Annotated in this window: 27 protein-coding genes; 11 read left to right on the forward strand and 16 right to left on the reverse strand. The window is 67.7% G+C overall.

Translation table 11 applies throughout. The features are described 5' to 3' along the window. Positions 1-137: 137 nt before the first annotated feature. The 5 genes from BHD05_RS10895 to BHD05_RS10915 all read right to left on the reverse strand — a co-directional run bounded on the left by BHD05_RS10895 (position 138) and on the right by BHD05_RS10915 (position 7,569). Entirely contained in the window at positions 138-2,234 is a 2,097-nt protein-coding gene (locus BHD05_RS10895) for an alpha-galactosidase (protein ID WP_161887492.1), read from the reverse strand. A gap of 5 nt (positions 2,235-2,239) precedes the next feature. Next, positions 2,240-3,574: an ABC transporter substrate-binding protein gene (locus BHD05_RS10900; RefSeq protein WP_161886452.1), complete on the reverse strand. Its 1,335-nt coding sequence runs from the start codon at positions 3,572-3,574 to the stop codon at positions 2,240-2,242. A gap of 63 nt (positions 3,575-3,637) precedes the next feature. After that, positions 3,638-4,555 (reverse strand): carbohydrate ABC transporter permease, encoded by a 918-nt coding sequence (locus tag BHD05_RS10905; protein WP_236966507.1) that lies wholly within the window; start codon positions 4,553-4,555, stop codon positions 3,638-3,640. After that, positions 4,552-5,484 carry a carbohydrate ABC transporter permease gene (locus tag BHD05_RS10910; RefSeq protein ID WP_161886453.1) on the reverse strand — a complete coding sequence of 311 codons (933 nt, stop codon included), beginning with the start codon at positions 5,482-5,484 and terminating at the stop codon, positions 4,552-4,554. Before BHD05_RS10910 ends, BHD05_RS10905 begins: the two co-directional genes overlap by 4 nt. A gap of 9 nt (positions 5,485-5,493) precedes the next feature. Further along, complete coding sequence (locus BHD05_RS10915) at positions 5,494-7,569, reverse strand: beta-galactosidase (RefSeq protein ID WP_418763804.1); 2,076 nt, start codon at positions 7,567-7,569, stop codon at positions 5,494-5,496. 228 nt (positions 7,570-7,797) lie between these two features. On the opposite strand from BHD05_RS10915, the gene BHD05_RS10920 reads away from it, so the two are divergent. Beyond that, positions 7,798-8,820 carry a LacI family DNA-binding transcriptional regulator gene (locus tag BHD05_RS10920; RefSeq protein WP_161886455.1) on the forward strand — a complete coding sequence of 341 codons (1,023 nt, stop codon included), beginning with the start codon at positions 7,798-7,800 and terminating at the stop codon, positions 8,818-8,820. A gap of 6 nt (positions 8,821-8,826) precedes the next feature. Here the strand turns inward: BHD05_RS10920 and BHD05_RS10925 are convergent, their stop codons facing one another. After that, entirely contained in the window at positions 8,827-9,690 is an 864-nt protein-coding gene (locus tag BHD05_RS10925) for a hypothetical protein (RefSeq protein ID WP_161886456.1), read from the reverse strand. Between the two features lie 39 nt (positions 9,691-9,729). On the opposite strand from BHD05_RS10925, the gene BHD05_RS10930 reads away from it, so the two are divergent. From BHD05_RS10930 to BHD05_RS10945, 4 genes are all read left to right on the forward strand, one after another. After that, positions 9,730-10,083 (forward strand): DUF2834 domain-containing protein, encoded by a 354-nt coding sequence (locus BHD05_RS10930; protein ID WP_161886457.1) that lies wholly within the window; start codon positions 9,730-9,732, stop codon positions 10,081-10,083. A 68-nt stretch (positions 10,084-10,151) separates the two neighbouring features. Further along, complete coding sequence (locus BHD05_RS10935; protein ID WP_161886458.1) at positions 10,152-10,535, forward strand: hypothetical protein; 384 nt, start codon at positions 10,152-10,154, stop codon at positions 10,533-10,535. 123 nt (positions 10,536-10,658) lie between these two features. Then, on the forward strand, positions 10,659-11,873 hold the full coding sequence (locus tag BHD05_RS10940; protein WP_161886459.1) for a GAF domain-containing protein: 1,215 nt from the start codon (positions 10,659-10,661) through the stop codon (positions 11,871-11,873). A gap of 26 nt (positions 11,874-11,899) precedes the next feature. After that, on the forward strand, positions 11,900-12,238 hold the full coding sequence (locus tag BHD05_RS10945; protein ID WP_161886460.1) for a hypothetical protein: 339 nt from the start codon (positions 11,900-11,902) through the stop codon (positions 12,236-12,238). Here BHD05_RS10945 and crcB read toward each other — a convergent pair whose 3' ends face one another. The 5 genes from crcB to BHD05_RS10970 are packed head-to-tail and all read right to left on the reverse strand — an operon-like array spanning position 12,239 to position 14,389. Continuing rightward, entirely contained in the window at positions 12,239-12,613 is a 375-nt protein-coding gene (crcB, locus tag BHD05_RS10950) for a fluoride efflux transporter CrcB (protein WP_161886461.1), read from the reverse strand. Beyond that, positions 12,610-13,035, reverse strand: a complete 426-nt coding sequence (locus tag BHD05_RS10955) for a fluoride efflux transporter FluC (RefSeq protein ID WP_161886462.1) — start codon at positions 13,033-13,035, stop codon at positions 12,610-12,612. The genes crcB and BHD05_RS10955 overlap by 4 nt, the downstream gene beginning before the upstream one ends. After that, complete coding sequence (locus BHD05_RS10960; protein WP_202614364.1) at positions 13,028-13,408, reverse strand: RNA-binding S4 domain-containing protein; 381 nt, start codon at positions 13,406-13,408, stop codon at positions 13,028-13,030. The genes BHD05_RS10955 and BHD05_RS10960 overlap by 8 nt, the downstream gene beginning before the upstream one ends. 37 nt (positions 13,409-13,445) lie before the next feature. Then, on the reverse strand, positions 13,446-14,141 hold the full coding sequence (locus tag BHD05_RS10965) for a Pr6Pr family membrane protein (RefSeq protein WP_161886464.1): 696 nt from the start codon (positions 14,139-14,141) through the stop codon (positions 13,446-13,448). Between the two features lie 26 nt (positions 14,142-14,167). Continuing rightward, the gene (locus tag BHD05_RS10970) at positions 14,168-14,389 is read right to left on the reverse strand and encodes a hypothetical protein (protein ID WP_161886465.1); all 222 of its coding nucleotides are present in this window, start codon (positions 14,387-14,389) and stop codon (positions 14,168-14,170) included. Positions 14,390-14,539: 150 nt separating this feature from the next. On the opposite strand from BHD05_RS10970, the gene BHD05_RS10975 reads away from it, so the two are divergent. Then, positions 14,540-15,469 (forward strand): J domain-containing protein, encoded by a 930-nt coding sequence (locus tag BHD05_RS10975; protein ID WP_161886466.1) that lies wholly within the window; start codon positions 14,540-14,542, stop codon positions 15,467-15,469. 23 nt (positions 15,470-15,492) lie between these two features. On the opposite strand, the gene BHD05_RS10980 is transcribed toward BHD05_RS10975, so the two are convergent. Both BHD05_RS10980 and BHD05_RS10985 read right to left on the reverse strand, forming a co-directional pair. Then, on the reverse strand, positions 15,493-16,335 hold the full coding sequence (locus BHD05_RS10980) for a phosphotransferase family protein (RefSeq protein WP_161886467.1): 843 nt from the start codon (positions 16,333-16,335) through the stop codon (positions 15,493-15,495). A 27-nt stretch (positions 16,336-16,362) separates the two neighbouring features. Then, entirely contained in the window at positions 16,363-16,641 is a 279-nt protein-coding gene (locus tag BHD05_RS10985; RefSeq protein ID WP_161886468.1) for an acylphosphatase, read from the reverse strand. A 60-nt stretch (positions 16,642-16,701) separates the two neighbouring features. Between BHD05_RS10985 and BHD05_RS15750 the strand changes: the two genes are divergently transcribed. The 3 genes from BHD05_RS15750 to BHD05_RS11000 all read left to right on the forward strand — a co-directional run bounded on the left by BHD05_RS15750 (position 16,702) and on the right by BHD05_RS11000 (position 20,823). Then, positions 16,702-18,543 carry a DUF2207 domain-containing protein gene (locus tag BHD05_RS15750; protein ID WP_202614198.1) on the forward strand — a complete coding sequence of 614 codons (1,842 nt, stop codon included), beginning with the start codon at positions 16,702-16,704 and terminating at the stop codon, positions 18,541-18,543. A 59-nt stretch (positions 18,544-18,602) separates the two neighbouring features. After that, positions 18,603-20,069, forward strand: coding sequence for an NCS2 family permease (locus BHD05_RS10995; RefSeq protein ID WP_202614365.1), 1,467 nt, complete (start codon positions 18,603-18,605; stop codon positions 20,067-20,069). A 67-nt stretch (positions 20,070-20,136) separates the two neighbouring features. Beyond that, positions 20,137-20,823: an endonuclease/exonuclease/phosphatase family protein gene (locus BHD05_RS11000; RefSeq protein ID WP_161887495.1), complete on the forward strand. Its 687-nt coding sequence runs from the start codon at positions 20,137-20,139 to the stop codon at positions 20,821-20,823. 26 nt (positions 20,824-20,849) lie between these two features. On the opposite strand, the gene BHD05_RS11005 is transcribed toward BHD05_RS11000, so the two are convergent. After that, positions 20,850-21,098: a hypothetical protein gene (locus BHD05_RS11005; protein WP_161886469.1), complete on the reverse strand. Its 249-nt coding sequence runs from the start codon at positions 21,096-21,098 to the stop codon at positions 20,850-20,852. A gap of 205 nt (positions 21,099-21,303) precedes the next feature. On the opposite strand from BHD05_RS11005, the gene BHD05_RS11010 reads away from it, so the two are divergent. Beyond that, complete coding sequence (locus BHD05_RS11010; protein WP_161886470.1) at positions 21,304-21,717, forward strand: Hsp20/alpha crystallin family protein; 414 nt, start codon at positions 21,304-21,306, stop codon at positions 21,715-21,717. On the opposite strand, the gene BHD05_RS15755 is transcribed toward BHD05_RS11010, so the two are convergent. Further along, complete coding sequence (locus tag BHD05_RS15755; RefSeq protein WP_202614199.1) at positions 21,714-21,968, reverse strand: hypothetical protein; 255 nt, start codon at positions 21,966-21,968, stop codon at positions 21,714-21,716. The genes BHD05_RS11010 and BHD05_RS15755 overlap by 4 nt on opposite strands. Here BHD05_RS15755 and BHD05_RS11015 point away from each other — a divergent pair. Continuing rightward, entirely contained in the window at positions 21,952-23,046 is a 1,095-nt protein-coding gene (locus BHD05_RS11015) for an AarF/ABC1/UbiB kinase family protein (RefSeq protein ID WP_202614200.1), read from the forward strand. The genes BHD05_RS15755 and BHD05_RS11015 overlap by 17 nt on opposite strands. Positions 23,047-23,409: 363 nt before the next feature. On the opposite strand, the gene BHD05_RS11020 is transcribed toward BHD05_RS11015, so the two are convergent. Beyond that, positions 23,410-24,111: a hypothetical protein gene (locus BHD05_RS11020; protein WP_161886471.1), complete on the reverse strand. Its 702-nt coding sequence runs from the start codon at positions 24,109-24,111 to the stop codon at positions 23,410-23,412. Positions 24,112-24,161 lie beyond the last annotated feature (50 nt).

The raw sequence follows: 24,161 nt of genomic DNA on the forward strand, positions 1-24,161 counted from the left end.
CCCGACCCCGACCCCCACCGCGTCACGCTCGACAGGCGTTTCTGCGACACGCCGCGCTGACTGGTCGATCTACCCGGCGTGGCGCCGAATCTCCTCGGTTACGTACGGCGTCATCCGCGGAACAACCTCAGCACGCCTCAGACGGCCACACACCTCAGCACGAGCGCCTGCGCCGGCAGCAGGAGTGGCATCGCGATGCCCACCGCGCCGAGCACCCGCCCGGAGAGCACGAGGCCGCCCGACTCGGTCCACGGGGGTGCCTGGTCCTGCATCACGCGCGGGCCGGCACCGAGGTCGAGCACCTCGATCCGGTACCTCGTGTCGGGGTCGAGCCCGGGGAAGAGCACGGGAGCAGGCACGGCGTCCCTCGGCGCCGTGAGGCAGACGACCGCGAAGATCGCGGCATCCGGCGCGACGACGCCGTGCACGAGAATGGCGGGATCCGCGGCATCCGCCCGCACCGTCCGCCCGGAATGCAGCAGCGCCCTCGACTGGGTGTAGAGCGTGATCCAGGTGCGAATGGCCTGCAGGTCGGCGGCATCCGCCTGTCCGAGGTCCCACTCGATGCCGGCGGAGAGGAAGAACGCCGTCGCCAGGCGCAGGCCCATGTCGCTCGTGCGGCCGGTCGTGTGCGCCGTCGGGGCGCCGAGGTGGCTGCCGAGGTATTCGGGGGGCAGCAGCAGCCCGGTCCAGCGCTGGATCGACTGCCGCTCGAGCGGGTCGTTGGTGTCGCTCACCCAGATGCGGTCGGTGCGCTCGATCACGCCGAGGTCGACGCGGGCGCCTCCCGACGAGCACGACTCGATCTCGAGCCCGGGGTAGCGCTCGCGCAGGGCGTCCATGAGCCGGTAGGTGGCACGCGTCTGCCGCAGCGACGACCCACCGAGCAGGTCGCGGTTCTGGTCCCACTTGAGGTACGCGATCGGATACTCGTCGAGCAGCGCCGTGAGCTGCCCGAGGATGTTCTCGAACGCGTCGGGGTTGCCGAGGTCGAGCGCGAACTGCTGCCGCCACGGCTGGGGAAGCCGGTCGGCGCGGCCGCGCAGCAGCCACTCGGGGTGCGCGCGGGCAAGGTCGGAGTCGACGCTGACCATCTCCGGCTCCACCCAGAGCCCGAAGTCCATGCCGAGGGCGTGCACGCGGTCGATGAGCGGATGCAGTCCGTCCGGCCAGTTGACCGGGTCGACGGTCCAGTCGCCCAGCGCACGCCGATCGTCGGTGCGGCCGGTCATCCAGCCGTCGTCGAGCACGAACCGCTCGACGCCGACCGCTGCGGCGGTCTCGGCGAGGCAGGTGAGGCGGTCGAGGTCGTGCTCGAAGTAGACCGCCTCCCAGGTGTTCATGATGACCTTGCGCAGAGGGAGCGGATGCCGCTCGCGAACACGATCGTGGAACCTGGCGCTGATCCCGTCGAGACCCTCGGCCGACCAGGCGGCCACTACGGCGGGGGACCGGTGGCTCTGCCCCGGCTCCAGCCGCACCTCGCCCGGGGCGAGCAGCTCGCCACCGGAGAGCAGCGCGTGGCCCGTCGCGTGGGAGTCGGCGCTCAGCTGCTGGTCGCCGCTGAAGGCGATGTGCACCGCCCAGACCTCGCCGGAGCGGAAGCCGAAGCCCTCGGTTCCCGCGACGAGCACGAAGGGGCTGTCGTGTCCGGTGCGACCGTGCCGGGACTGCCGGCTCCAGGAGCCGTGGTCGAGGCTGCGGCGCTGCGGCCGGCGCTCGTGCGACCAGCGGCCGGTAAAGTCGAGCAGCTCGCGCGCGCGGGCCGGCACCGGAAGCGTGACCGCGAGGCGCGAGAGAGTGAAGGCGTCAGGGGCGCGGTTCGTCACGGTGCTGCGGCACTCGAGCACGCCGTGCGCGTCGATCCCGATCGAGGCCTCCAGCTCGAGCCCGATGGTCTCGTCGGCGAGCCGCACACGAAGAGAGCTGTCGTTCGTCTGATCGATGCCGGTGAGCAGGAAGGCCGGCGACAGCGGTCCCGCGTCGTTCGCGCCGGCGACGCCGGGCAACCCGCTCCAGCCCTCACTCTCGAGCGGAACGAGGCTCAGCCTCAGCTGGCCGTCGATTGAACTCGGCGAGACGGCCGGCGCGATCGAATCGGCCAGCTGCGCGAGCTCGGCATCCGAGAGCGGTCCGAGGTCACAGCCCCAGTGCAGAAAAAAAGGTGCCCCCGCACCCCGGGCGTCCAGTACGAGACTGGAGCCCGAGGCGCGGAGGTGGATGATGCGATGGATGTGAGCTACTCCTGTACGGGAATCGACTGCGCCTTGAGTGCCTCGATGGTCTTCTCTTCGCCGGCCGCGAGGGCATCAGCAAGAGTACCGCTGCCGCCGAGAACCGTGCCGAAGCCGTCCGACACGTCGGTGTAGGTCTGGGTCATGGTCGGTCCCCACAGGAAGTCGGGGATGACGTTGGCCGAGGCCTCAGCGAAGACGTCGTAGATCTTCTGTCCGCCGTAGTACTCCGACTCGCCGGTGAACGCGGGAAGAGTCGCGCCCTCCTTCGAGGCCGGGTACAGTCCGCCGAGCTCGTTCGCCATGGCGAGCGCGTCGGGGTCGGTGTTCAGCCACAGAGCGAACTGCGCGGCCTCGTACGGGTGGTCAGAGCCCTTGAGTACTGCGGTGGAGGATCCGCCCCAGTTGCCGGCGTCCTCTCCGCCGGCTTCCCACTGCGGCATGGGAGCTACGCGCCAGTTGCCGGCCTGGTTCGGGGCACCGGTGGAGAGCGTCGAGGCTCCCCAGACGGCGGAGATCCAGGTCCACTGCTGGCCGGTGTCGAAGGAGTTGTTCCACTCGTCCGAGAACGACGCGAGCGCCGAGACCTCTTCGTTGTCGATCAGCGCCTGCCAGTAGTCGGCGACCTCGATCGACTCGGGGGAGGTCAGTTCGACGCCCCAGTTGTCGCCGTCGTTCTCGAACCACTGGCCACCGTTCTGCCAGACCATGCCCGCGAACCAGTTGACGTCGGTCTTCGGGAAGTTGGTGATGAACGAGCCCTCGGCCTTGATGAGCGCCGCGGCGGCCGCGTACTCCTCCCAGGTGGTGGGGACGGGGATGCCGGCGGCCTCGAAGAGGTCGGCGCGGTAGTACATCGCCATGGGGCCGCTGTCCTGCGGGATGGCGTAGACGGCGTTGTCCTCGCCGAACGTGACCTGGCTCCAGGTCCAGTCGACGAAGTCGTCGCCGGCAGCGAGGATGTCGCCGCAGGCTGCGATGTTCTCGAGGCCGTCCTGCACACGGAAGTTCGGCAGGGCGTCGTACTCGATCTGGCCCACGTCAGACGCGTTGCCGGCCTTGATCTCGTTGAAGAAGTTCTGGTAGGTGCCCGAGTTGCCGTTCGGGCCGGTCTGGAACTCGACCTGGATGTCCTCGTTCTGCTCGTTCCACAGCTCGACAACCTTGTCCATTCCTGGAACCCAGCTGGTGAAGGTCAGTTCGACGGGACCGTCGGAGGGAGCGCAGTCGCCGGCGGCTTCGCCGGGTGCTGCGTCGTCAGACGCGGTCGCGCAGCCCGCGAGGGTGAGCGAGGAGACGACGGCCGCTGCCATAGCGACTGTCTTGAATTTGCGTTGCATATTCTGTCCTTTTCGTGTGCGGTGTGATGGTGCACCGGAGGGAGACCGGCTGGTGGGAATGGACTACTTGACACTGCCCGCGGCGAGGCCGCCGCTCCAGAACCTCTGCAGACTCAGGAACGCGATGATCAGGGGCAGGATCGACACGAATGCGCCGATGATGACGAACGACCTCAGTTCTGGGTTCTGGCCGATCGCACTGTTCCAGGCGTAGAGACCGAGGGTCACCGGAAACAGGCTCTGGTCCCGCAGCATGATGAGCGGCAGGAAGAAGTTGTTCCAGATCGTGACGAACTGGAACAGGAATATGGTCACGAGGGCCGGCGACATGAGCCGCGCAGCGATCGTGAAGAAGGTGCGGATCTCGCCCGAACCGTCGAGGCGGGCGGCCTCGAGAAGCTCGTCGGGCACACTCGAGGAGCCGTAGATCCTGGCGAGGTACACCCCGAACGGGCTCACGATGCTGGGAAGGAAAACCGCCCAGTAGGTGTTGGTGAGCTCGATCTGGCTGAAGATCAGGAAGAGCGGCAGGGCGAGCGCGGTCGCGGGCACGAGCACGCCACTGAGCACGACGTTGAAGACCGCTTCGCGGCCCCGGAAGTTGTACTTGGCCAAGGCGTAGCCGCACATCGCCGCGAACAGGGTTCCGAGAAGCGCGCCGACGCCGGCGTAGAGCACACTGTTGCCGATCCACTTGAGGAAGATGCCGTCGTTGTAGGCGAAAAGCCTCCCGATGTTGCCGAAGAAATTCGGGATCGCGTCGGCGGTGAAGCCCAGGGGTGCAGTGGTGGTGAACTCCCCGACGTCCTTCGTGGAGGAGACGAACAGCCACCAGATGGGGGTGAGGAAGTAGAGGGTGAAGACGCCCATGATGAGCATCGCGGCGCCGCGCGACATGGGGTTCTCCCGCTTGGACCCGCCGTTCTGGCGGGGCGGCGCGGCGACCGGGGCCTTCCGCCGGGCGATGGAGGAGGTGCTCATGCGAATGCCTTCTTCTGGGTTGCCTTGAGGAACGCGAACGAGAGCGCGAAGGTCGCAAGCGCCAGCACGACCGACATTGCGGCTGCGAGGCTGTAGTTCGGAACGGATGCTGTGGTGTACACGGCCAGGTTCGGGGTGAAGGTGCTGTTGATGGCCGTGCTGAAGCTGCGCAGGGTCTGCGGCTCGGCGAGCAGCTGTAGCGTGCCGATGATCGAGAACACCGCGGTGAGGATGATGGCGGGCGTCACGAGGGGGATCTTGATCTTCCACGCGACCTGCCAGTTGTTGGCGCCGTCGAGCTTCGCCGCCTCGTAGATCTCGGTGGGAATGGCGAGCAGCGCCGAGTAGATGATCAGCATGTTGTAGCCGACGTAGACCCAGGTGACGATGTTCGCGATCGACCAGAGGATGAGGTCGGCGGAGAGGAAGCTGACGTTCTGGGTGACCGGCGCAAACGGCGACAGGGTCGGGGAGTAGAGGAAGCCCCACATGATCGCCGCGATGACGCCGGGCACGGCGTAGGGGGCGAAGAACGCGAGCCGGAAGAACTTCTTGCCCTTGAGCAGGGGCGAGTCGAGCAGCAGCGCGAACAGGAGCGCGAGCCCCAGCATGATCGGCACCTGCACGATACCGAACAGGAGAACCCGCACGACGGATGCCCAGAACTCGTCGTTCTGGAAGACCGCCACGTACTGGGTGAACCCGCCGAACACCTGGGTGGCGGGGCCGAAGGTGCCGTCGCGTTCCACCGTGAGGAATGACTGGTAGATCGCGTAGGCAATCGGCACGATGTAGAAGAGCGCGAACAGCACGACGAACGGTCCGACGAAGGTGAGGATGGCGCGGCGCTGGCTCAGACCCTTGCGCTTGATTTTGGCAGGCCCGGGGCTCTCCGTAGGCGGCGAGGTGGCTGTCGACGTCGTTGTCATGGTGGCTCCTTATGCTGCGGGGATCTCAGTGGTGCTGGCGGACTGCAGCGGAGTGCGGATGACCCGCACCCCACCGGCCGGAACGTCGACGGTGTTCTCGACCTGGCCGCCACGGGTGAGTTCGGTACCCGCCGCGGGATGACTGATGGGCTCGTCGGTGTGGTTCATGACGAAGAGGTAATCATTCTCGGCGGAGCTCCTGCGGACCACCTCGACGCCAGGGACGCCGGCCAGGCGGGTCGCGCTCACTCCGGCCTCGCTGCTCGCCCGCACGAGCAGGCGACCGAGCGCCCCGGCCTCGAGCGCCGTTCCGAGGTACCAGGCGACGCCGTCGCCGTGCCTGTTCCTGGTGATCGCGGGCACTCCGGCGAGGGTGCCGTCGGCGTAGGAGGCGATGACCTCGGCGCCGCGCGCGTGCATCCACTCGGTCCAGACCGTCGCGGTCGAGCCGTCGTCGAGGGCGACGGCGTCACCGTGCCCGAGGGGGAAGAACTCTTCGGTGACGACACCGAGCATCTCCTTGAACGCGCCGGGGTAGCCGCCGAGCAGGATCCGGTCGTTCTCGTCGACGATGCCGCTGAAGAAGGTCACGAGGGCGTGGCCGCCGCCGGCCACGTAGTCCCGGATGCCGCGCGCGGCATCCTCCGTCACGAGATACAGGCAGGGGACAACGACGAACCGGTAGGCCGACAGGTCGGCGCCCGGCGCGACGATGTCAACGGTGATTCCGGCGTCCCAGAGCTCGCGGTAGGCGCGGTGGACCTGGTCGAGGTAGCGCAGGTCGCCGGAGGGGCGCGACTCGAAGTCGACGGCCCACCAGGCGTCCCAGCTGAAGACGATGGCGGCATCCGCCACAACCCGGGAACCGGCGACCTCGCTGAGCGCGCCGAGCACGCGGCCGAGTTCGAGCACGTCGCGCCAGATGCCGGTGTCGGTGCCCGCGTGTGGCACCATGCCGGAGTGGAACTTCTCGCTTCCCGAGGCGGAGGCGCGCCACTGGAAGAAGCAGATGCCATCGGCGCCGCGCGCGAGGTGGGAGAGCGAGTTGCGCACCATCTCTCCGGGGGCCTTGGCGATGTTGCGCGGCTGCCAGTTGACCGATCCGGTCGCCTGCTCCATCAGCACCCACGGGCCGCCGCCGGCGAGCCCGCGGGTGAGGTCCGCCGCGAAGGCAAGCTCCTGGTGCGGGTCGTCGAGGCGGTGGTCGAGGTAGTGGTCGTTGGCGATGACATCGACGTGGGGCGCCCAGCTCCAGTAGTCCTGGGTGCGAATGTGGGCGGTGATCATGAAGTTCGTGGTGACCGGAACCGCGCTCAGCTCGCGCAGCACCCCCGCCTCGGCGAGGTAGTAGGAGAGCAGCTCGTCGGAGCTGAATCGGGAGAAGTCCTGCGCCTGGGTGGGGTTCGCCGCGGAGAGGGTCGCACGCGGCGGCAGCACATCGGCCCACTCCGAGTAGCGCTGGCTCCAGAACGACGTTCCCCACGCCTCGTTGAGGGCGTCGATCGACCCGTAGCGGCGCTCCAGCCAGCCGCGGAACGACTCGGCCGAGACGTCGCAGTAGCACAGGGCGTTGTGGCAGCCGAGTTCGTTCGAGACGTGCCAGAGGCGCACTGCGGGGTGGCTGCCGTAGCGCGCCGCCACCTCGGTCACGAGCGCGAGGGCGTGCTCGCGGAAGACGGGCGAGCTCGGGCACCAGGCCTGGCGTCCACCGGGCCAGCGGCGGGTTCCGTCGGCCGCCATCGGCAGGATTTCCGGATGCTGTCGCGTGAGCCACGGGGGAGGGGAGCTGGTTCCGGTGCCGAGGTTGATGCCGATGCCGTTCTCGTGCAGCAGCCCGACGATCGCGTCGAGCCCGGAGAAGTCGAACTCGCCGCTGCGCGGCTCAAGCACCGCCCAGCCGAAGACGTTGATCGCGACGAGCGTGACGCCGGCCTGGCGCATGAGTCGCACGTCGTCGTTCCAGACCTCGCGGGACCATTGCTCGGGGTTGTAGTCGCAGCCGTACTCAATTCCAACGGAGGCGAACCGGGTGCCGACCGCGGGCGCGATGGCGACGGCTGGCGCATGGTCTGTCGTGCTGGACAAAAGGGCCTCGATCATCGTTGGTCTGGCTGTGCGCTGCGGTGCGGATGCGGTGCGGGTGGTCCAGCGTAGGTCTGTGAACGTTCCCAGACTGTGCAAAAAAGAAATTCGCAGCTGGCCTGTGAACGATCCCAGAGTAGCCAGTCGTGTTTCGATTTGTCAATCACAGACCTGACACATTGTGCGCAGACCCCGCGCGGCCGGCAGTAGCGGGAGCACTACAGTGTGAGCATGGCCACTGGTGCTGCGCGTCCGCGCCGAGCGACGATCCACGATGTCGCCGCGGAGGCCGGGCTTTCGCGCGGCACCGTCTCCCGCGTCATCAACGCCGAACGCTACGTCTCCGACGAGGCGCGCGTCGCCGTCGAGGCCGCGATCGCCAGGGTCGGCTACGTTCGCAACACCGCCGCCCGCAACCTCAAGACACAGCAGTCGCACGCGATCGGGCTCATCGTGCACGAGCCGCACTCGCTCTTCCTTGAGGACCCGGTCATCGGTGCGATCCTGCTCGGCACCAACGCGATCCTCTCGGAGGCCGACTACCAGCTCGTCTCCCTCGTCATCGACTCCGACCGTGACAGCGACCGCGTCGCCGAGTACCTCAGCGGCGGCTTCGTCGACGGCGTCATCATCATCTCGGCCCGCTCGGGCGACCCCATCGCCCACGCCGTGGTCAAGCTCGGCATCCCCGCGGCATTCGTCGGCCACCCGCCCGACATCGAGGGCATCCCGTTCATCGGCATCGACAACTTTGCCGGCGCGAAGGCCATCACCGAGCGCCTGCTCGCCACCGGGCGCCGGCGGGTCGGCATGATCGCGAGTGCCCTCGACCGCGACTCCGGCCAGGACCGCCTGGCGGGTTTCCGCGCCGCGCTCGGCGACGCCTTCGACCCGAACCTCGTCGTCGACTACCCGCTCTACTCGCACGGAACAGGGCTAAGCGGAATGCGACAGCTGCTGAGCCGCGCCCCCGACATCGACGGCGTCTTCGCGGCATCCGACTCGATCGCCGCGGGCGCCCTCGACGGCCTGCGCGAGGCCGGCCGTCGCGTGCCCGACGACGTCGGCATCGTCGGGTTCGACGACAGCGCCTGGGCGCTCCGCTGCCAGCCCACCCTGTCGACCGTGCGGCAGCCCGCCGACGCCCTCGGGCGCCTGGCGGCCGAGCGAGTGCTCTCGCAGCTGCGCGGCGAACAGGTGCCGAAATTCGGCACCCTCCTGCCCACCTCGATCGTCTGGCGCGACTCCGCCTGAGCCTGCTTAACCGGCGAACTCCCGCACCCAGTGCGCGAGAAACTCGGCTCCGGCCTCGTCGTTGTCGAGGTCGCCCTGCGTGATCACCCGATACGGCTTGTCGGGGATGCCGTCGGCGGGGCGCACGTCGACATGCGCGACGTCGAAGCCGTTGGCGTGCAGGTGGTCCGCCATGCCGTAGTCGCTGCGAGAGTCGCCGACCGTACGCCAGAGCCGCGGGATCGGCCCGGAGTCGGCCAGAAGCGACAGGGCTCGCTCCGCTCCGAGCGCCTTGCCGAGCGATACCCGCTCGATGTCGGTCGAAATCACGGTCGGCTCGATCCGGACCGACACCGGATGCGCGCTGGACCGGTCGCCGAGCTCGGCTCCGACCCCGTTGCGCTCGAGCAAATCGAAGGCATCCGCGGCAAACCGGTCCCTCTGCGGCAGGAACTCACCCGATGTGACATCCGTGCGCTGTTCGAGCGACACCATCGCGTGCTTGCCGTCGTCCCAGAACATCGTGTCGCTGTAGCGGGCGTCGAACAGGGCGCGCAGGTCGGCGACTATTTCATCGGGCAGCGCGAGGTTCCGGTCGACCTGTACGCCGGCAAAGTTGGTCATCGTGGCACCGAACCAGACGGCGCCCTTCTCGCATACCCCGAAGACCCGAGCATCCATGGCTAGTCCGGCCGCGAGCATCGGCTTCACGACCTGGTCGCGGATGAAGACGTCGGAGCGGCCAGTGTTGAATACGACAGGGATGCCCTGGTTGGCGAGTGTAACGAGGTCGTTGGTGATCGTCTCGATTGCGATGGTGCGGGTCACGGGGCTCGCGATGGGGCCGTCGACGTCGAGCAGGAGACCGAGGGGAGGGGGAGCGATAGTCACATCCCCATTCTTCCAGTGCGCGTGGTCGACAATGTGACCATGGCCACGAAATCGACACTCACCCAGCACTGGAACGCCACCTCGATCACGTTTCTCGTGCTCAGCATCCTCGGACTCCTCGGCACCCTCGCCTTCAACGTCAGCGCCGTAGCCTCGGGGCGCGACTTCTTCGGCGACTGGTTCGGATCGGGCCCGGCCGTCGGCTCGCTCGGGGTCGACCTGCTCATCGTCGCGCTCGCCGGCAGCGTGCTCATCATCGTCGAGGCCCGGAGACTCGGGATGAAGCGGGCCTGGCTGTACATCGTACTGTCGGCGGTCACCGCGTTCGCCTTCACCTTTCCGCTGTTCCTCGCCATGCGCGAACGCCGCCTCGTCGCCCTGTCAATGGGTTGAGCCGGCCCCCTCGGCGGGTGTTCCGTAGGTTACGGATGCGCTTGCAGCGCTGGGGGAAGGAGCAAGCAATGACACCCACACCGACACCACCCGCGCGGACGCCGAACGAGCAGTCCGAACGGCGGAGACGCGAGGCCGACCCCACGCTGGTACGCAACCAGCCCGCCCTGACCTCCTCCAGCGGTCTCGCCTGGATCATCGTCGGCGGGATTCTCGCCGTCACCGGCATCGCCGTGCTCGCCCCGCTGATCGGGCTGGGCCCTCCGGGTGTAGCGGTCGGCGGAATCGTCGTGCTCGCAGCGATTTACCTCGTCATGGTCGTCGTGCGATTCACAACCGCGGGAGGCCGATTCCGTCTCGCCATCATGGCGGCCTGCATGATCGCCATCGCCGTCGTCGCGCTGGTCGCGGTCGGAATCGTCACCGCGGACGAGTGGAGTGTCGTGCGCTGAACCGGCGTTGAGCGAGCTGCGCCTCCCGATGACACGGATTGCGTAATAGTTGCGCAGCTGACGTACGCTCGGAACTGCGGGGGGTCGCGTCGACTCGTCGTGGACTTTTGGGGGTTGAGCGCGGTGTCCAAAATCCTCGATGCGTTCGTGCGCCCCTTCATGAGGCTCGCCTACCTCACCGCCGCCACTGCCTGGTACAACATTCCTCGTCCAACGGGGTCGACGGGTGCCCACGCCTCCGGCAGCGACCCGCTGAGAGTGCTGCTCATCGGCTGTGGTCCCGCGGTCGGCTTCGGCGTGCTCAGTCACGACCTTGCCCTGCCGGGAGGAATCGCCAGACAGCTCTCGGCCGACACCGGCAGGGGAGTCGACGTCGACCTCATCGTCGACGTCGAGCTCACCGCCCGCGAAGCCTATTTCCGACTCGACGAGACGATGCTCTCCCGCTACGACGCCGTCATCGTGATGCTCGGGCTCTTCGACGCCATGAGCATGGCCCCCGCGGCCCAGTGGCGCACCGACATGAGCGCACTGCTCACCCTGCTTGAGTACGAGGGCTCGCCGCACCTGCGGACGTTCGTGCTGATGGTGCCCGCAATGCCCAAAATTCGGTCGCTCCTTCTGCTGCCGGGCTGGATCACCGACCGCCACGGGCGCACACTCAGCGCCGAGCTGCCCCAGGCGTGCGAGGGGCATCCGCGAACGTCGCTGCTGCCCTTCCCCCCGTCGCCAACCGCGGAGAGATCGAGGTTTCGGGGACCGCAGTCGTACCGCGCCTGGGCGCGGGCGATCGTCGCCCCGATGGCGGCGGAACTGACACGCCCCGACGAGACGGCTCCGCCGGTCGACTGGGCGCAGGAAGAGGAGCGGATCCGCGCTCTCGTCCGCCTCCAAATTCTCGACACAGCGGCCGATGACCGATACACACGCGTCACCGAGCTGGCCCAGAGCATGTTCGGCACCGCGGCAGCGGCGGTCACCTTCATCGACAGGGACCGCCAGTGGTTCAAGGCCCGGTCGGGATTCGAGCTGTCGGAGACTCCCCGCTGCGTCGCCTTCTGCGATTACACGATCCGCGATGACAACGGCTTCGTCGTCCCTGACGCGACTCTCGATGAGCGGTTCACTGCCAACCCATTCGTGACCGACGAGCACCACGTGCGGTTCTACGCCGGGTATCCGATCGTGAGCCCGGAGGGCCAGCGGGTCGGCTCCTTCTGCGTCTATGACACGCGCCCCCGGGAGTTCTCCGAAGGGGAGTCCGTCATGCTGCGGAATCTCGCCCTCCTGGTGCAGAACGAGCTCTGGGCCGACCGCCAGAAAGCAGCAGTACAGTAACTCAACGCCCCGCCTCGACCGCACGGATGACCGAGTTCTGCTCTGACTTCACTCTCGCGGGGGGCGACGCCTCCACCGTCGGGCCGCTCGAACTCTCGCTGCCGAAGGACCAGCTCCAGGATGAGATCCGTGTGAAGCTTCACGCGATGGACGAACGGGACCCGCCGATCGCCATAGCCCAGGTCTGGGCGAACTACGAGGACTATTTCACGGGCGCACAACTGGCCCTGTCTGAACAGTCGTCAGGCACGACGCTCGACGACGACGTCATTCAGACCGGGCTCGAGCTTTATCCACAGTCGAGGGTCGTGCGCAACTTCTATCTCACGAACTGCGCAGCAGACCCGGACCCAGACCGGCCCTGATCAGAAAAGCGAACCCAGCCACAGCCCGAGCGCGGCGGCGAGCACGCTTGCGATGAGCATCCCTACGCTGTTGACGAGCGCCGCACCGTAGCGGCGGTCCCCGATCAGGCGCACCGTCTCGAAGCTCGCGGTGCTGAACGTCGTAAAACCGCCCATGAGGCCGACGCCGAGAACGGAGAGGGCCTCCGGCGGGACCAGCTCGCCCAGCGCGACCGCCGTGGCGAGGCCGAGCACGAACGACCCCGCAACGTTGATCACGAGCGTGCCGATGGGAAAAGTCGGAAAGCGGGACCGGATGACGCCATCGAGCACGAACCGCAGTGCGGCGCCGACGCCGCCTGCGACGGCGGTAAGCAGGAACAAGAGCGGCGTCACCGGCGCGCCCTGCCACGGTCGACCCACGCGGCGAACACGATTCCGAGCCACGTCGCGAGCGCGCCGAGCACAAGGGTCCCCAACGCGTTCAGCAGCGCGAGCGCGGGGCTGCCCGACACGAGCACAACGCTGTCGGTCGCGAGCGCACTGTAGGTGGTGAACCCGCCGAGGAACCCGGTGCCGATGAGCAGCCGGATATGCCGCCGCGCCCCCTCGTCGGCCCCGCGTCGGGAGAGCGCCTCGAGGAGGGCGCCGAGCAGCAGGGCGCCAGCAACGTTGATGACCATGATTGTCGCCGGGAACCCGTCGGTGGGATCAATGGCGAGGGTGAGCGCCGCCCGGGTCGCGGTGCCGAGGCTGCCACCGACGAACACCAGCCCGATGAGCCCCCAGTTCGCCCACGCGGGGCGCGCCTCAGCCATTGTTTCCCGTTCGGCCGTGCAGCCGGTCGATCTCGCGGCGCTCACGCTTTGTGGGGCGCCCGGCACCACGATCGCGTTGCGCCGCGACCGGAATCGTCTCGCGCGGCGGTGGCGGGGGAGTCTGGTCGAGAAGGCACTCGGCGGCAGCGGGCGCACCGACGCGCTTGCGGATGATCCGCTGCACGACCACGATGCGCTCGAGGTCGCCGACCCGCACCCGCACCTCGTCGCCGATTCGCACGGCCTGCGCGGGCTTGACCTTCTCGCCGTTGATGCGCACATGGCCGCCGCGGCAGGCCGTCTGAGCCAGCGACCGGGTCTTGACGAGCCGCACAGCCCAGATCCAGCTGTCGACTCTCACGCTCGCAGCCATCTCCATGTGTCGACTCTACGGAAGACGGGTGCCTGGGTCAGGCCGCGCGAGCGCCGCGGCGCCCGATGCGGCTGACGGCGATCCCGATGGAGGCGATAACGACGATGAAACCGGCAATGCCCAGCACATAGCCGAATACACCGAGAGCGCCGTCCGGCCCATCCGGGATGAGGAACGGATATGGGTACCAGCCGGTCGCGGCACCGCGCACGAGCGTGAGCGCGACCCAGGCGAGCGGGTACACCACAGCGAAGAACAGCCGGTTCCAGCCGAGCCGGTGACTGCCGGGTGCAAGAAGGAAGTCGAGGGCAATGAAGATCGGCACCCAGACGTGGATGACCTCGTTGGGCCACTGGATGCCGACGAATCCGTCACTGACGATATCGCGCAGGAGCACGTTGTAGACAACGCCCGTCACGACCGCATAGGCGAGAATCGACACCCGGAGGGTCGTGAGCAGCTCGGAGTCGCGGCGGCGGCGCAGCGCGATAACACCAGCGACGATTAGTACGACGACGTTCATCACGCTCGTCTGGATGGTGAAGTAGCTGAAGTACTCGCCTGGAATGAAGGCGTCGTTGATCGACTGGTCGACGATCTGGGTGACGATACTGGCCAACACCAGCAGACCGACGACGATGCGCGAGGCACCGACGAGCCGACGGGGCAGGGACGGGTCGACATTCTCCGGGCGCGGCGCTGGGTCGGCGCGGTCGCTCGTTGTCTGGCTCACTGCTTGAGACTAGCGTCACGGGGCGCTCAGCTGTCCCAGTCGACGCGGCCCCATTCCACCCCGCAGCCGGCGCGGCGGCAGCGGTAGGCGGCGTTGTCGTCGGCGACAACGGGCCCACCGATCGCGATGAGCCCGGAATCTGCCGCGGCACGCATCTCGCTGCTCGCCGTTCCGTGCACGATTTCCAGGGGATTCGTGCTGTCGCACCGGGGACAGCGTTCGTCGATGAGATGGGGATAGCTGGGCATGGGTTCCTCCGGCCAGGGATGAAATTGCGGTTCCTTCACTCAATCAGCAGCCACCGACACTGGTCGTCACGGAGGCCCGGCCCACCCTCCTGCCAGCGCGGGGAAGGTACTCTCGTCTATTGATCCCCAAGCCCCAAGAAGAATTGACGGATGCGCGACAGCCCCCTCTCAGCGACGCCCTACGAGGTGTTCGGCGTTCCCCCGACCGCGAGCACCGACGAGTTGCGCCGCGCCTACCGCCGTGTTCTGCGCGAGACGCACCCTGACACGGGGGGATCCGCGGCCGAGTTTCACACCGCGCAGTGGGCGTGGGAGCGCATCGGCACCCCCGAGGCGCGGGCGGCATACGACCGCGGCGCGACGAGGAGCGAGCCTGCCCATGAGGCGTGGGCGGCACCGTCGGCACGCAAGCCCCGGGACTCCCGGCCACTCGCACGATCGCACGGGCATCCGGGCGGCTGGCGCCGTGAACGCTATCTCAGCCTCATCCGCGAATGGGCGGGCCGAGGGGTCGCACTCGACGACCCCTACGACTCCGCGTTCGTGCGCTCGGCGCCGCGCGACATCCGCCACGTGCTCGCTGACGCCCTCGCCGAGGAGGCCACCGCGCGCCTGCTCTCCGAGCTCGGCATCGCGTTCACGATCTGGCACGACGTGGCGACGGATGCTGCTGGCGGCGGCCCCGCGCAGAAGCTCGACCACATCGTGCTCGGCCCGAGCGGGCTGTTCGCCATGCTCTCCGAGGATTGGGGAGCTCCGGTCACCCTGCGCAAGGGCGAGATCATCGGGGAGGGCATCGGTGCGGGGGAGCGCCCGCTGCACGCTCTCTCGCTGCGTGCCCGGTCGATCGCTCGCGCCGCACGCGTGCGCTTCACCGCACTTGTCATCGTCGTCCCTGACGATCAGACCGAGGAGTCCCTCACCGTCGTCGGCCGGGCGCGGGGCGTGCCGACCCTGCTGGTGCAGCGCTCCCGGCTGCAGGACCTTGCCCGCACCGGGCTCGTCAATGTGCCCCTGATGGGCGGCAACGAACTCTTCGACGTGCGCACGAGGCTGTCGGCGGCGATCCGCTTCGTCTGATCCGCACGCCACGCGGTGCCGTATCAGTGCTCGTTACCGCCCGCGATCCGGGACCATTCGGTCAGGCGCTGACGCAGTGATGCCGGCCCGAGGTCGCCGCGCCCGAGGCCCTGATACCCCGGAGCCCAGCTCTCCACGTTGGGTCGGGCGTTCGAAGCGGCATAGAGATCCCACAGGTCGATGTCGGGAACCTGGACGCCGACCGCGCTCTCGTACGCGCGCGTGAACGCATCGGCGACAACTCGGTCGTAGAGAAGGATCAGATCGAGGCGAGCCCACGACACGTCGAGTCCGGGCGGGGCCGTCCCCGCCCCGCACCAGTCGACGACACCGGTGAGGCGTCCGTCTCGCCACACCGTATTCCCGGACCAGAAGTCGAAGTGCGTCAGCACGTGCGGCTCCGCGAGGAGCTGTTCGGGGCAGGCCCCGAATTGGGCGGCCGCGCGCGGCGAGGTGATGACGTCGGACAGTCCGGGACCGGGGGCGCGGGCGTGGATGCTGGCCAGGGTCCGGCCGAGTTGGCGGGCGAAGTCGACCGGGTCGTGCGGAGTGATGAAGGCGGAGCCTGCGAGCAATGTCGTCAGAATCGTCGGGGTGCCGGTTGCGCCGTCGGGATCAGCAGCTATCAGCAGCGGGGCCAGTCCGTCGAGCCCGTCGATCGCACTCAGTACCCTCACCTCACGGTGCACCGCATCGTCACCTGCCGGGAATCGCCGGAGTACAAGATCCTGCCGATCCGAGGTGCGAACCACGTCGGTGACGGCGTGCATTCCGCCCAGAAGCGACCGTGACCAGCTCGCCGAGGTCGCGCCGACGCTGGCGGCGACCCATTCGAGCACCTCCCTGGACGGCGGAGTCACAGTCATGCCGCCCAGTCTGCACCACCACCGTTCTCAGCCGAGCCGGAAGCCCGAGTCTCCGGCGGTTTCGAGGTCAGTCACCTCGACCGAGCTGACCTCCGCCCAGGGCGGGCCCGCGTGCAGCCAGCGGACGAGCTCGGCGACCGCGACATCCGGCCCTTCCGCCTCGACTTCGACCGTGCCGTCGGACCGGTTGCGGGCGAAGCCGGACAGCCCGAGCCTCGTCGCCTCGGCCCTCGCGTTGGCACGGAATCCGACGCCCTGCACCATTCCGCGCACGATCGCCCGCGTGCGCACTCGTGCCGCTTCCATGCCTCCACGCTAATCCGCCGCGCCGGGCGGTGTGATCCCCGACGCGCCTAGTCTGAACTCATGCGGCGATTGCTGACCACGACTCTGATCATGGCGAGCATGCTCGCCGGCCCCGCGATTTCGGCGGTGGCGGCGCTCGGCCCGGCCGGCGGCCCGGCCGGTGCAGCATCCTCCTCGGCGCGCAGCGCCACCGGCGTGCAGGACTTCACCTTCACCTCCTACGAGGCCGACTATTATCTCAGCCGAGCGGAAGACCGCACGTCGCGGCTGACTACCGTGGAGACGTTCGTCGCCGAGTTTCCCGAGTTCGACCAGAATCGGGGAATCATCCGCTCCATCCCTCTCGACTACGACGGGGTACCGCTTGCGCCGAGCATCGAATCGGTCGTCGACGACGACGGCGACCCGGTGCCGTATCAGGAGTCGGAGATCGGGGGCTTCCTCGAACTCGCGCTGGGCACCGACGACTATGTGCGGGGCACCCAGACTTACACAATCAGCTACTCGCAGATCAACGTGGTGCGCTCCTTCGCCGACACCTCCTCCGACGAGTTCTACTGGGACACCAACGGCACCGGATTCGCCCAGCCGTTCGGTCGGCTCACCGCTCGAGTGCATGTCGCCCCAGCGATCGCGGGCGAGACCACGGGTGAGGCCGCGTGCTACGTCGGCGTGCGGGGCTCGACCGACCGGTGCGACCTCGCCGTGATGCCAGACCCGGATGCGCCGGGCGCGAAGCTGTTCACCGCGGGTGCCGAGAACCTCGGACCCGGCGAGAACGTGAGCGTGGCAATCGCCTTCTCTCCCGGCACCTTCGTGGTCCCGGAGCCGCCGCAGCCCTCAAACCTGGCGATCTGGGCCTCAGGTGTCGTTATGGTGCTCGCGATGCTCGGATCGATCGTCGCGATCGTCGCCCGTATCGCCGGACCGCGGGATGCTCGCGGACGCGGCACGATCATCGCGCAGTACAGCGTGCCCGACGGCGTCTATCTGCTGCTCGCGGGCGACATCGTCAAACGGTCCTCGACCTCGATGGCGGCGCAGTTCGTCAGTCTCGCTGTGCGCGGCAACCTCCGCATCATCGAACGGGGCGACGACTTCGCACTCCAGTTTCTGCACGACCGCGACCTCGACGCACAGGAGACCGAGGTGATGGAGGCTCTCTTCGGCCGCACCCCGGATTCCGCCCAGGAGCGCAGCCTGACGAAGCCGAGCCAGAAGCTCGCCACGAAACTCAGCTCCATCCGCACCGCCTCCCGCAAGCTGGCCGTCTCTGCCGGGCTGCGCGAACGGGTCAGGGCGCGGGTGCGATGGGTGATCCTGGCGGCGCTCGCGGGCATCGTCGCACTGGCCGCCGTCGTGGTCTTTCTCGATCTCGTCCTCTCGCCGGTACCCACCGGGTGGGCGTTCGCCGCCCTGCTCATAAGCGGGTTCGGTCTCTTCATTGGCGGGCTGTGCGCCATCCGGCCCGCCGTTCTCACCGACACCGGAGCCGACCTGCGCGATTACATCTCCGGTCTGCGGGTGTACCTCACCCTCGCCGAAGCGGACCGGTTCCGGGTGCTGCAAAGTCCAGCGGGCGCCGTGCGGGTCGACGTCGGCAACCACCGCCAGATCGTGAAGCTCTACGAGAAGCTGCTTCCGTGGGCAGTTCTTTGGGGTGTCGAGAAGGAGTGGGCGCAGGAGCTCGCCGTGCAGTATGCCGACGAGACACCGGACTGGTACGTGGGCAGCTCGCCGTTCACCGGCGCCCACTTCGCCGGGGCCATGACGGGCTTCCGCTCGGCCGCAACATCCGCGTCGGCGCCAGCGAGCTCGGCATCCGGCAGCTCCTCCGGGGGATCCTCTGGCGGCGGCTTCTCCGGCGGCGGCGGGGGAGGGGGAGGCGGCGGCGGCCGCTGACCCACGGCAGGGATAAACTCGGAGTCGCTTCAGGCGCAGGCTGCGCCGGAGAAGTCCGACTGGAGTCACCCATCACCACGACAGCTCAGCGCCCGGCCATCGGCACGCGCATCGACCGCTTCTTCTCGATCAGCAAGCGCGGGTCGACGACCAGCCGCGAGATTCGCGGCGGCCTCGTCACCTTCATGACGATGGCCTACATCGTAATCCTCAACCCGCTCATCCTCGGCGGATTCAGCGGCGACCAGGCCACGCTCGACGTCGAGGGCAACTGGCTCCAGGCCGGCCAGGTCGCGGCGGTCACCGCGCTCACCGCAGGCGTGATGACGATCCTCTTCGGGCTCGTCGCGAATCTCCCGTTCGGCCTCGCCGCCGGGCTCGGGATCAACTCGTTCCTTGCCGTGAGCGTCGTCGGGCAGGTCACCTGGGCCGAGGCGATGGGCCTCGTCGTCATCAACGGGCTTCTCATCGTCGTGCTGTCGGCGACGAGCCTGCGGGAGCTGATCTTCAAGGCGGTACCCGCGCAGCTGAAGACCGCGATCACCGTGGGCATCGGCCTGTTCATCGCGTTCATCGGCCTCGTCGACTCGGGCTTCGTGCGCTCGAGCGGAGCCGCGTCGCCGCCCGTTCAGCTCGGCGACGCGGGGTCGGTCACGACGATCCCCACGGTGATCTTCATCCTGGGCCTGCTCACCATGGGTGTGCTGATGGCGCGCAAGGTCAGGGGGGCACTTCTCATCGGCATCCTCGCGACCACAGCGGTCGCGATCGCCGTGGAGGCGATTTTCAAGCTCGGGCCGTCGTTCTCCAACCCGGGTGGCTGGAGCCTCAACGCCCCGGTGATCCCTGAGTCAATCGTCTCGCTGCCCGACCTCAGCCTCATCGGTGCCTTCAGCTTCGGCGCGTTCGAGCGAATCGGAATCCTCGCGGCGGTGATGCTCGTGTTCACGCTCGTGTTCACCAACTTCTTCGATGCTGTCGGCACCCTCACCGGCCTCACCCGAGAAGCCGGCCTTGCCGATGCCAAGGGCAACTTCCCGCGGCTCAAGTCGGCGCTCATCATCGAGGGAATCGGCGCGGTGGCCGGCGGGGCGACCTCGTCCTCATCGAACACGATCTTCATCGACTCCGCTGCCGGGGTCGGCGAGGGGGCACGCACGGGACTCGCCTCGGTCGTCACCGGCGGCATGTTCCTTCTCGCGATGTTCTTCACCCCGCTCACCCAGGTCGTGCCGCTCGAGGTGGCCGGTGCCGCCCTCGTCGTGGTCGGCGTGCTCATGATGTCGCAGATCAAGGAGATGGACTGGAGCGAGTTCTCGGCGTCGCTCCCGGTCTTCCTCACGATCATCGTGATGCCGCTCACCTACTCGATCGCGAACGGCATCGGCGTCGGCTTCATATCCTGGGTCGTCGTGCGCTCTCTCTCCGGCAAAGCGCGGGAAGTCTCGCCCCTGCTGTGGATCGTCGCCGCCGGATTCCTGGTCTATTTCGCCCGAGGACCGATCGAGATGCTCTTCGGCAGCTGAACGTTTTGCCCGCACTGGGGATAGGATTCCTCCGTTAGACGAACACGACGAGACCTAAGAGGTTGTTCTGTTACGAGTCATTAGCTACAACCTCCGCAAGAATGCGGCGAGCGGCGAACTCACCGATCTGGTCAACCGCTTCGACCTCGATGTGCTGTGCCTCCAGGAGTGCGACACGCTCGCCCTCCCGGCCGAATTGGACAACCTCCACCTGGCCGACTCGACGAAGCGAAACCGGCTCGGGCTCGCGGTCTACTACCGCAAGGACCGCTTCACCGCCATCTCCACCCAGGCGTTCGCGCTCAAGAAGTCCCTGCACGACAGGGTCCTCGCGCCAGCCCATGAGCGCCTGATCGGCACGCGCCTCATCGATGACGAGTCGCAGCAGGAGCTCGTCGTCGCATCGTTCCACGCGGCGCCTCTCACCGCTCTGAACTCGCTGCGGCGCAACCAGATCAAGGCCGCGCACGCTGAGCTGCGCGGCCTCGGTGACGTGCCGACCCTCATGGTCGGTGACTATAACTACCCGTACTTCAAGGACAACCTCACCGCGCGGGTCAAGGAGTCCGGCTACGCCCTGTCACTGAGCGACACGTCGACCTACACCCGATACAAGTTCTTCAAGGGGCACTTCGACTTCGTGACCTCGGTGGGCCTCGACATCGACAATGTCGCGACGCTGCCGAGCGGCAGATCCGATCACATGCCGATCCTGGTCACGGCCCAGTACTCTGCGGCCGAGCACGTGGCCTGAAGCACGCCGCGCCTGAGGCACACCGCTCAGGCTGTGTTCGTCGCGTGCTCGCGACGTTCGACGGGGTGGGTCGTCACGATTGTCGTCGGCGTGACCAGTAGGAGGTCCAGTCCGCCCTCGTGCAGAAGCGGCACGAGTTCCGACCGACCGGCATCCGCCGTCTCACGCACCTGTTTAACGAAGATCTCGCTCATCCCGTGGTCGGTGTGGAACTCGCGACCGCCCCAGTGGATGCGGACGTGCCGCTCGAAAAGCCTGCGCTGCTTGAGGGTCATCTCTTCACTGTGCGCGCTGGTGTTGCCGGTAAGTAGGGGCTTTCGTCCCTGCAACGGCGCGGTGGAGGCATCGCGGGACTTTGTTCCCTGTTCCGCCGCCGCCCGTCGGGATGCACTTGATCTCGCGACCGTCGGTCCGGCTCGGATCCGGTGCGAACACAACCCGGTGCGATAACACCCGGGTCTGAACACAAGGAGACCCACCATGACAGACATCGTGAGACGAACCTCTCGCGAGGTATTCGACCCGATCCGCCGCTTCATCGAGGGCGACTGGGAGTCGGGCACGATTCGCGTTGAGGAGTTCGTGGACGGCACCACGCAGGTCGTGCGCGCCGAGATGCCGGGCATTGACCTCGAGAAGGATGTCGATGTCTCGGTCACCAACGGCGTGCTGCACATCAGGGCGCAGCGCGAGGAGAAGAGCGAGGAGAAATCCAAGGACGGCTACCGCTCGGAGTTCCGATACGGCTCCTTCACCCGCGACATCCCCCTGCCCGACGGCATCAAGGACGACGAGGTCACCGCGTCGTACCGCGATGGGGTGCTCGAGGTCAGGGCACCGGTTCCGCCGCAGGCCGAGACACAGTCCCGAAAGGTGCAGATCACTCGCGCCTAGCCGAGTGAGAAGCAGCGAACCAGGTGGCGAGCCACGTTGAGCGGTACCGGCAGGTTGCGGTCGTGCTTACGCGGCACGGGCTCGGCTTTCTTGCCGGCGTCGGCGGGCTCGACCGGTGGGCAGGCCTGCGCCACTTGGTCGCGCGGGTTGAGTACGGGGGCGAGCGGATCGGCAACCCGGAACGGCTGCGGCGTGCCCTCGAGGAGCTCGGCCCCACCGATCTCCATCGATACGGTGCGCACCGTCATCACCGAGGAACTCGGCACGCCTCCGGAAGAGTTCTTCTCCTCCTTCGACCCCACCCCGTTGGCGAGCGCGTCGATCGGCCAGGCCCACGCGGCGACGATGCTCGATGCGACACCGGTCGTGGTGAAGGTGCAGCGGCCGGGGGTAATCGCCGAGGCAAACCTCGACCTGGAGGTGCTGCAGAACCTCTCGGCGCAGGCGAGCAGACACTGGGAGCTCGCCGCCGACTACAACCTGACAGGAATCGCTGCGGAGTTCGCGCGCACTATGCGGGAAGAACTGGACTACTTGCACGAGGCGCGCAACGCCGAACGCTTCGCTCACAACTTCGCGGGCGATCCCAGCATCCACATCCCCCGGATCATCTGGGGTGCGACCACCTCGCGGGTCATCACCCTCGAGCGGATCATCGGCCTGAACGTCGGCGACGCGGATGCGCTCGATCGCGAGGGGATCGACCGTCGTCAACTGATTGAGCGCGCGGTCGCCGCGATCACGCAGATGGTCCTCGTCGACGGGTTCGTCCACGCCGATCCGCACCCGGGCAACCTCCTCGTCGAGCCCGACGGAGGCATTGGGCTCATCGACTTCGGCATGGTGTGCGTCATCGACGAACAGCTCCGCGAGCAGATCACCGACCTCTTGCTCGCCCTCACCCGCAACGACCCCAACCGGATCGGTGCGGCCCTGATCGAACTGTCCGTCGCCCGCGGGGTCGGTCGATCGGGACAAGCTGCGGGGCGACTTCGCGCAGTACATCGCGATGTACCGGGGCCGCGCGATCGGCGAGCTCGAGATGGGACCGCTGGAAAGCCGTCTGCTCGCGATCCTGCGCGACCACCGCTTCCAGCTGAGGCCGGAGATGGTCATCGTGCTCAAGATGCTCCTGATGGTCGAGGGGATGGGCATCCGCCTCGACCCCGAATTCAGCCTCGGCCAGGCACTCGCACCCCATGCCGCACGGCTGACCGCCGAGTGCTTCTCGGTGATGGCGATTGCCCGCCGACTGGCGCGAGCCGGCGTCGACGTCGCGAAGCTGGGCTGGGGGGCTGCCGGAACGCATCCGCAATCTCTTCGACCTGATCGACCCGAACGGCATCGAAGTCCACGTCCGCGCGGCGACGCTCGACCCCCTCGTCACCCGGGTCGAGCGGATCGGCCCCGGGTCATCGCTGCGGCGTTCGTCCGGGGGATCGGCGAGCTGACCGCGGGCGACCCGACCCGCTGGCGGATCTGGAACGGTCGACTCATGGGTGTCGGCCCGCGCGCGGCGAGCATCCTGAGCGCCTACCTCGCCTGGACCTCGCGCCTGACCTCCCGACGCGAGAGCGGAGGATGACATCGGGATCAGCTCGCGCGGCACGAGAACATTTGTCACCGCACGGGCGACACGAAACAGGGCCGGACCCGACTTTCGTCGGGCCCGGCCCCCGGGTAAATCGTCGGCTAGTGCAGCACGCCGCAGGCGACCGGGTCGGTCACCTCAGCCGGCAACGACGGGTCGAGTTCGCTCGCGCCTTCGCCACTGAGGCTGTAGATGCTGTCGTCGTTGTAGTCGATTCCGTGAATCACAACCACACCCTCTCCCGCACGGACCGCCTCGGCGATCTGCTTGGCCGTTCCGACACCGCCGTCGGCGCCGGTCCCGGCGACGTCAGTGAACTTGATGTTGGAGCGGCTGTAGTGGAACATGCCGTGCTTCGCGACGGGGAAACGGTCGACTGCAAGGGCGCTCGCGGGGCTCGTGTCGCCCGTCGTGGTGAGCGAGACGACGATAGGTCCGTACGCGGGCACACCTTCGACGGTGTTCAGGCGACCGTCCTTGTTGGCGTCCTGGGCAAGGGTCGGGCATTCGTGCAGCGCCTGATCGCCGAAGTGGATGTGCTGCGCGTGCGGGGCGTCCGGGGTGAGACCCATTGCGTTCACCTCGATGTGCTTGATTTTCTTGTTGCGCACGAGCGCGCTCGCGGTTCCCGATACTCCGGAGTGGTTGAGTTCGCTCAGCGTTGCGGTGAGGGTGACGTTCTTGCCTGCGCCTTTTCCTTGCGGCCCTTCGGGGTTGTGGGCTGATGCTGCACTTGCTCCGACCGACGTCGCTGCGAACAGCATCAAGACTGTTGCGCCGAGGGTCGTCATTGACTTCTTCATAGTGGGTTGCTCCTAGGTAAGCGATCTGCGGGCGGGGTCCCGCGGGTCAC

It is taken from the genome of Marisediminicola antarctica, from assembly GCF_009930795.1.
Lineage (GTDB): Bacteria > Actinomycetota > Actinomycetes > Actinomycetales > Microbacteriaceae > Marisediminicola > Marisediminicola antarctica.

Excerpts from the sequence above, each read along its gene's own strand:
- BHD05_RS11005 (WP_161886469.1), bottom strand. The coding sequence starts at position 21,098 with ATGACCCTCAAGCAGCGCAGGCTTTTCGAGCGGCACGTCCGCATCCAC.
- BHD05_RS10985 (WP_161886468.1), bottom strand. The coding sequence starts at position 16,641 with ATGGAAGCGGCACGAGTGCGCACGCGGGCGATCGTGCGCGGAATGGTG.
- BHD05_RS10970 (WP_161886465.1), bottom strand. The coding sequence starts at position 14,389 with ATGCCCAGCTATCCCCATCTCATCGACGAACGCTGTCCCCGGTGCGAC.
- BHD05_RS10930 (WP_161886457.1), top strand. The coding sequence starts at position 9,730 with ATGGCCACGAAATCGACACTCACCCAGCACTGGAACGCCACCTCGATC.
- BHD05_RS15750 (WP_202614198.1), top strand. The coding sequence starts at position 16,702 with ATGCGGCGATTGCTGACCACGACTCTGATCATGGCGAGCATGCTCGCC.
- BHD05_RS10920 (WP_161886455.1), top strand. The coding sequence starts at position 7,798 with ATGGCCACTGGTGCTGCGCGTCCGCGCCGAGCGACGATCCACGATGTC.
- BHD05_RS11020 (WP_161886471.1), bottom strand. The coding sequence starts at position 24,111 with ATGAAGAAGTCAATGACGACCCTCGGCGCAACAGTCTTGATGCTGTTC.
- BHD05_RS10955 (WP_161886462.1), bottom strand. The coding sequence starts at position 13,035 with ATGGCTGAGGCGCGCCCCGCGTGGGCGAACTGGGGGCTCATCGGGCTG.
- BHD05_RS10900 (WP_161886452.1), bottom strand. The coding sequence starts at position 3,574 with ATGCAACGCAAATTCAAGACAGTCGCTATGGCAGCGGCCGTCGTCTCC.
- BHD05_RS10935 (WP_161886458.1), top strand. The coding sequence starts at position 10,152 with ATGACACCCACACCGACACCACCCGCGCGGACGCCGAACGAGCAGTCC.
- BHD05_RS10945 (WP_161886460.1), top strand. The coding sequence starts at position 11,900 with ATGACCGAGTTCTGCTCTGACTTCACTCTCGCGGGGGGCGACGCCTCC.
- BHD05_RS10960 (WP_202614364.1), bottom strand. The coding sequence starts at position 13,408 with ATGGCTGCGAGCGTGAGAGTCGACAGCTGGATCTGGGCTGTGCGGCTC.
- BHD05_RS10905 (WP_236966507.1), bottom strand. The coding sequence starts at position 4,555 with ATGAGCACCTCCTCCATCGCCCGGCGGAAGGCCCCGGTCGCCGCGCCG.
- BHD05_RS11010 (WP_161886470.1), top strand. The coding sequence starts at position 21,304 with ATGACAGACATCGTGAGACGAACCTCTCGCGAGGTATTCGACCCGATC.
- BHD05_RS10975 (WP_161886466.1), top strand. The coding sequence starts at position 14,540 with ATGCGCGACAGCCCCCTCTCAGCGACGCCCTACGAGGTGTTCGGCGTT.
- BHD05_RS10910 (WP_161886453.1), bottom strand. The coding sequence starts at position 5,484 with ATGACAACGACGTCGACAGCCACCTCGCCGCCTACGGAGAGCCCCGGG.
- BHD05_RS10980 (WP_161886467.1), bottom strand. The coding sequence starts at position 16,335 with ATGACTGTGACTCCGCCGTCCAGGGAGGTGCTCGAATGGGTCGCCGCC.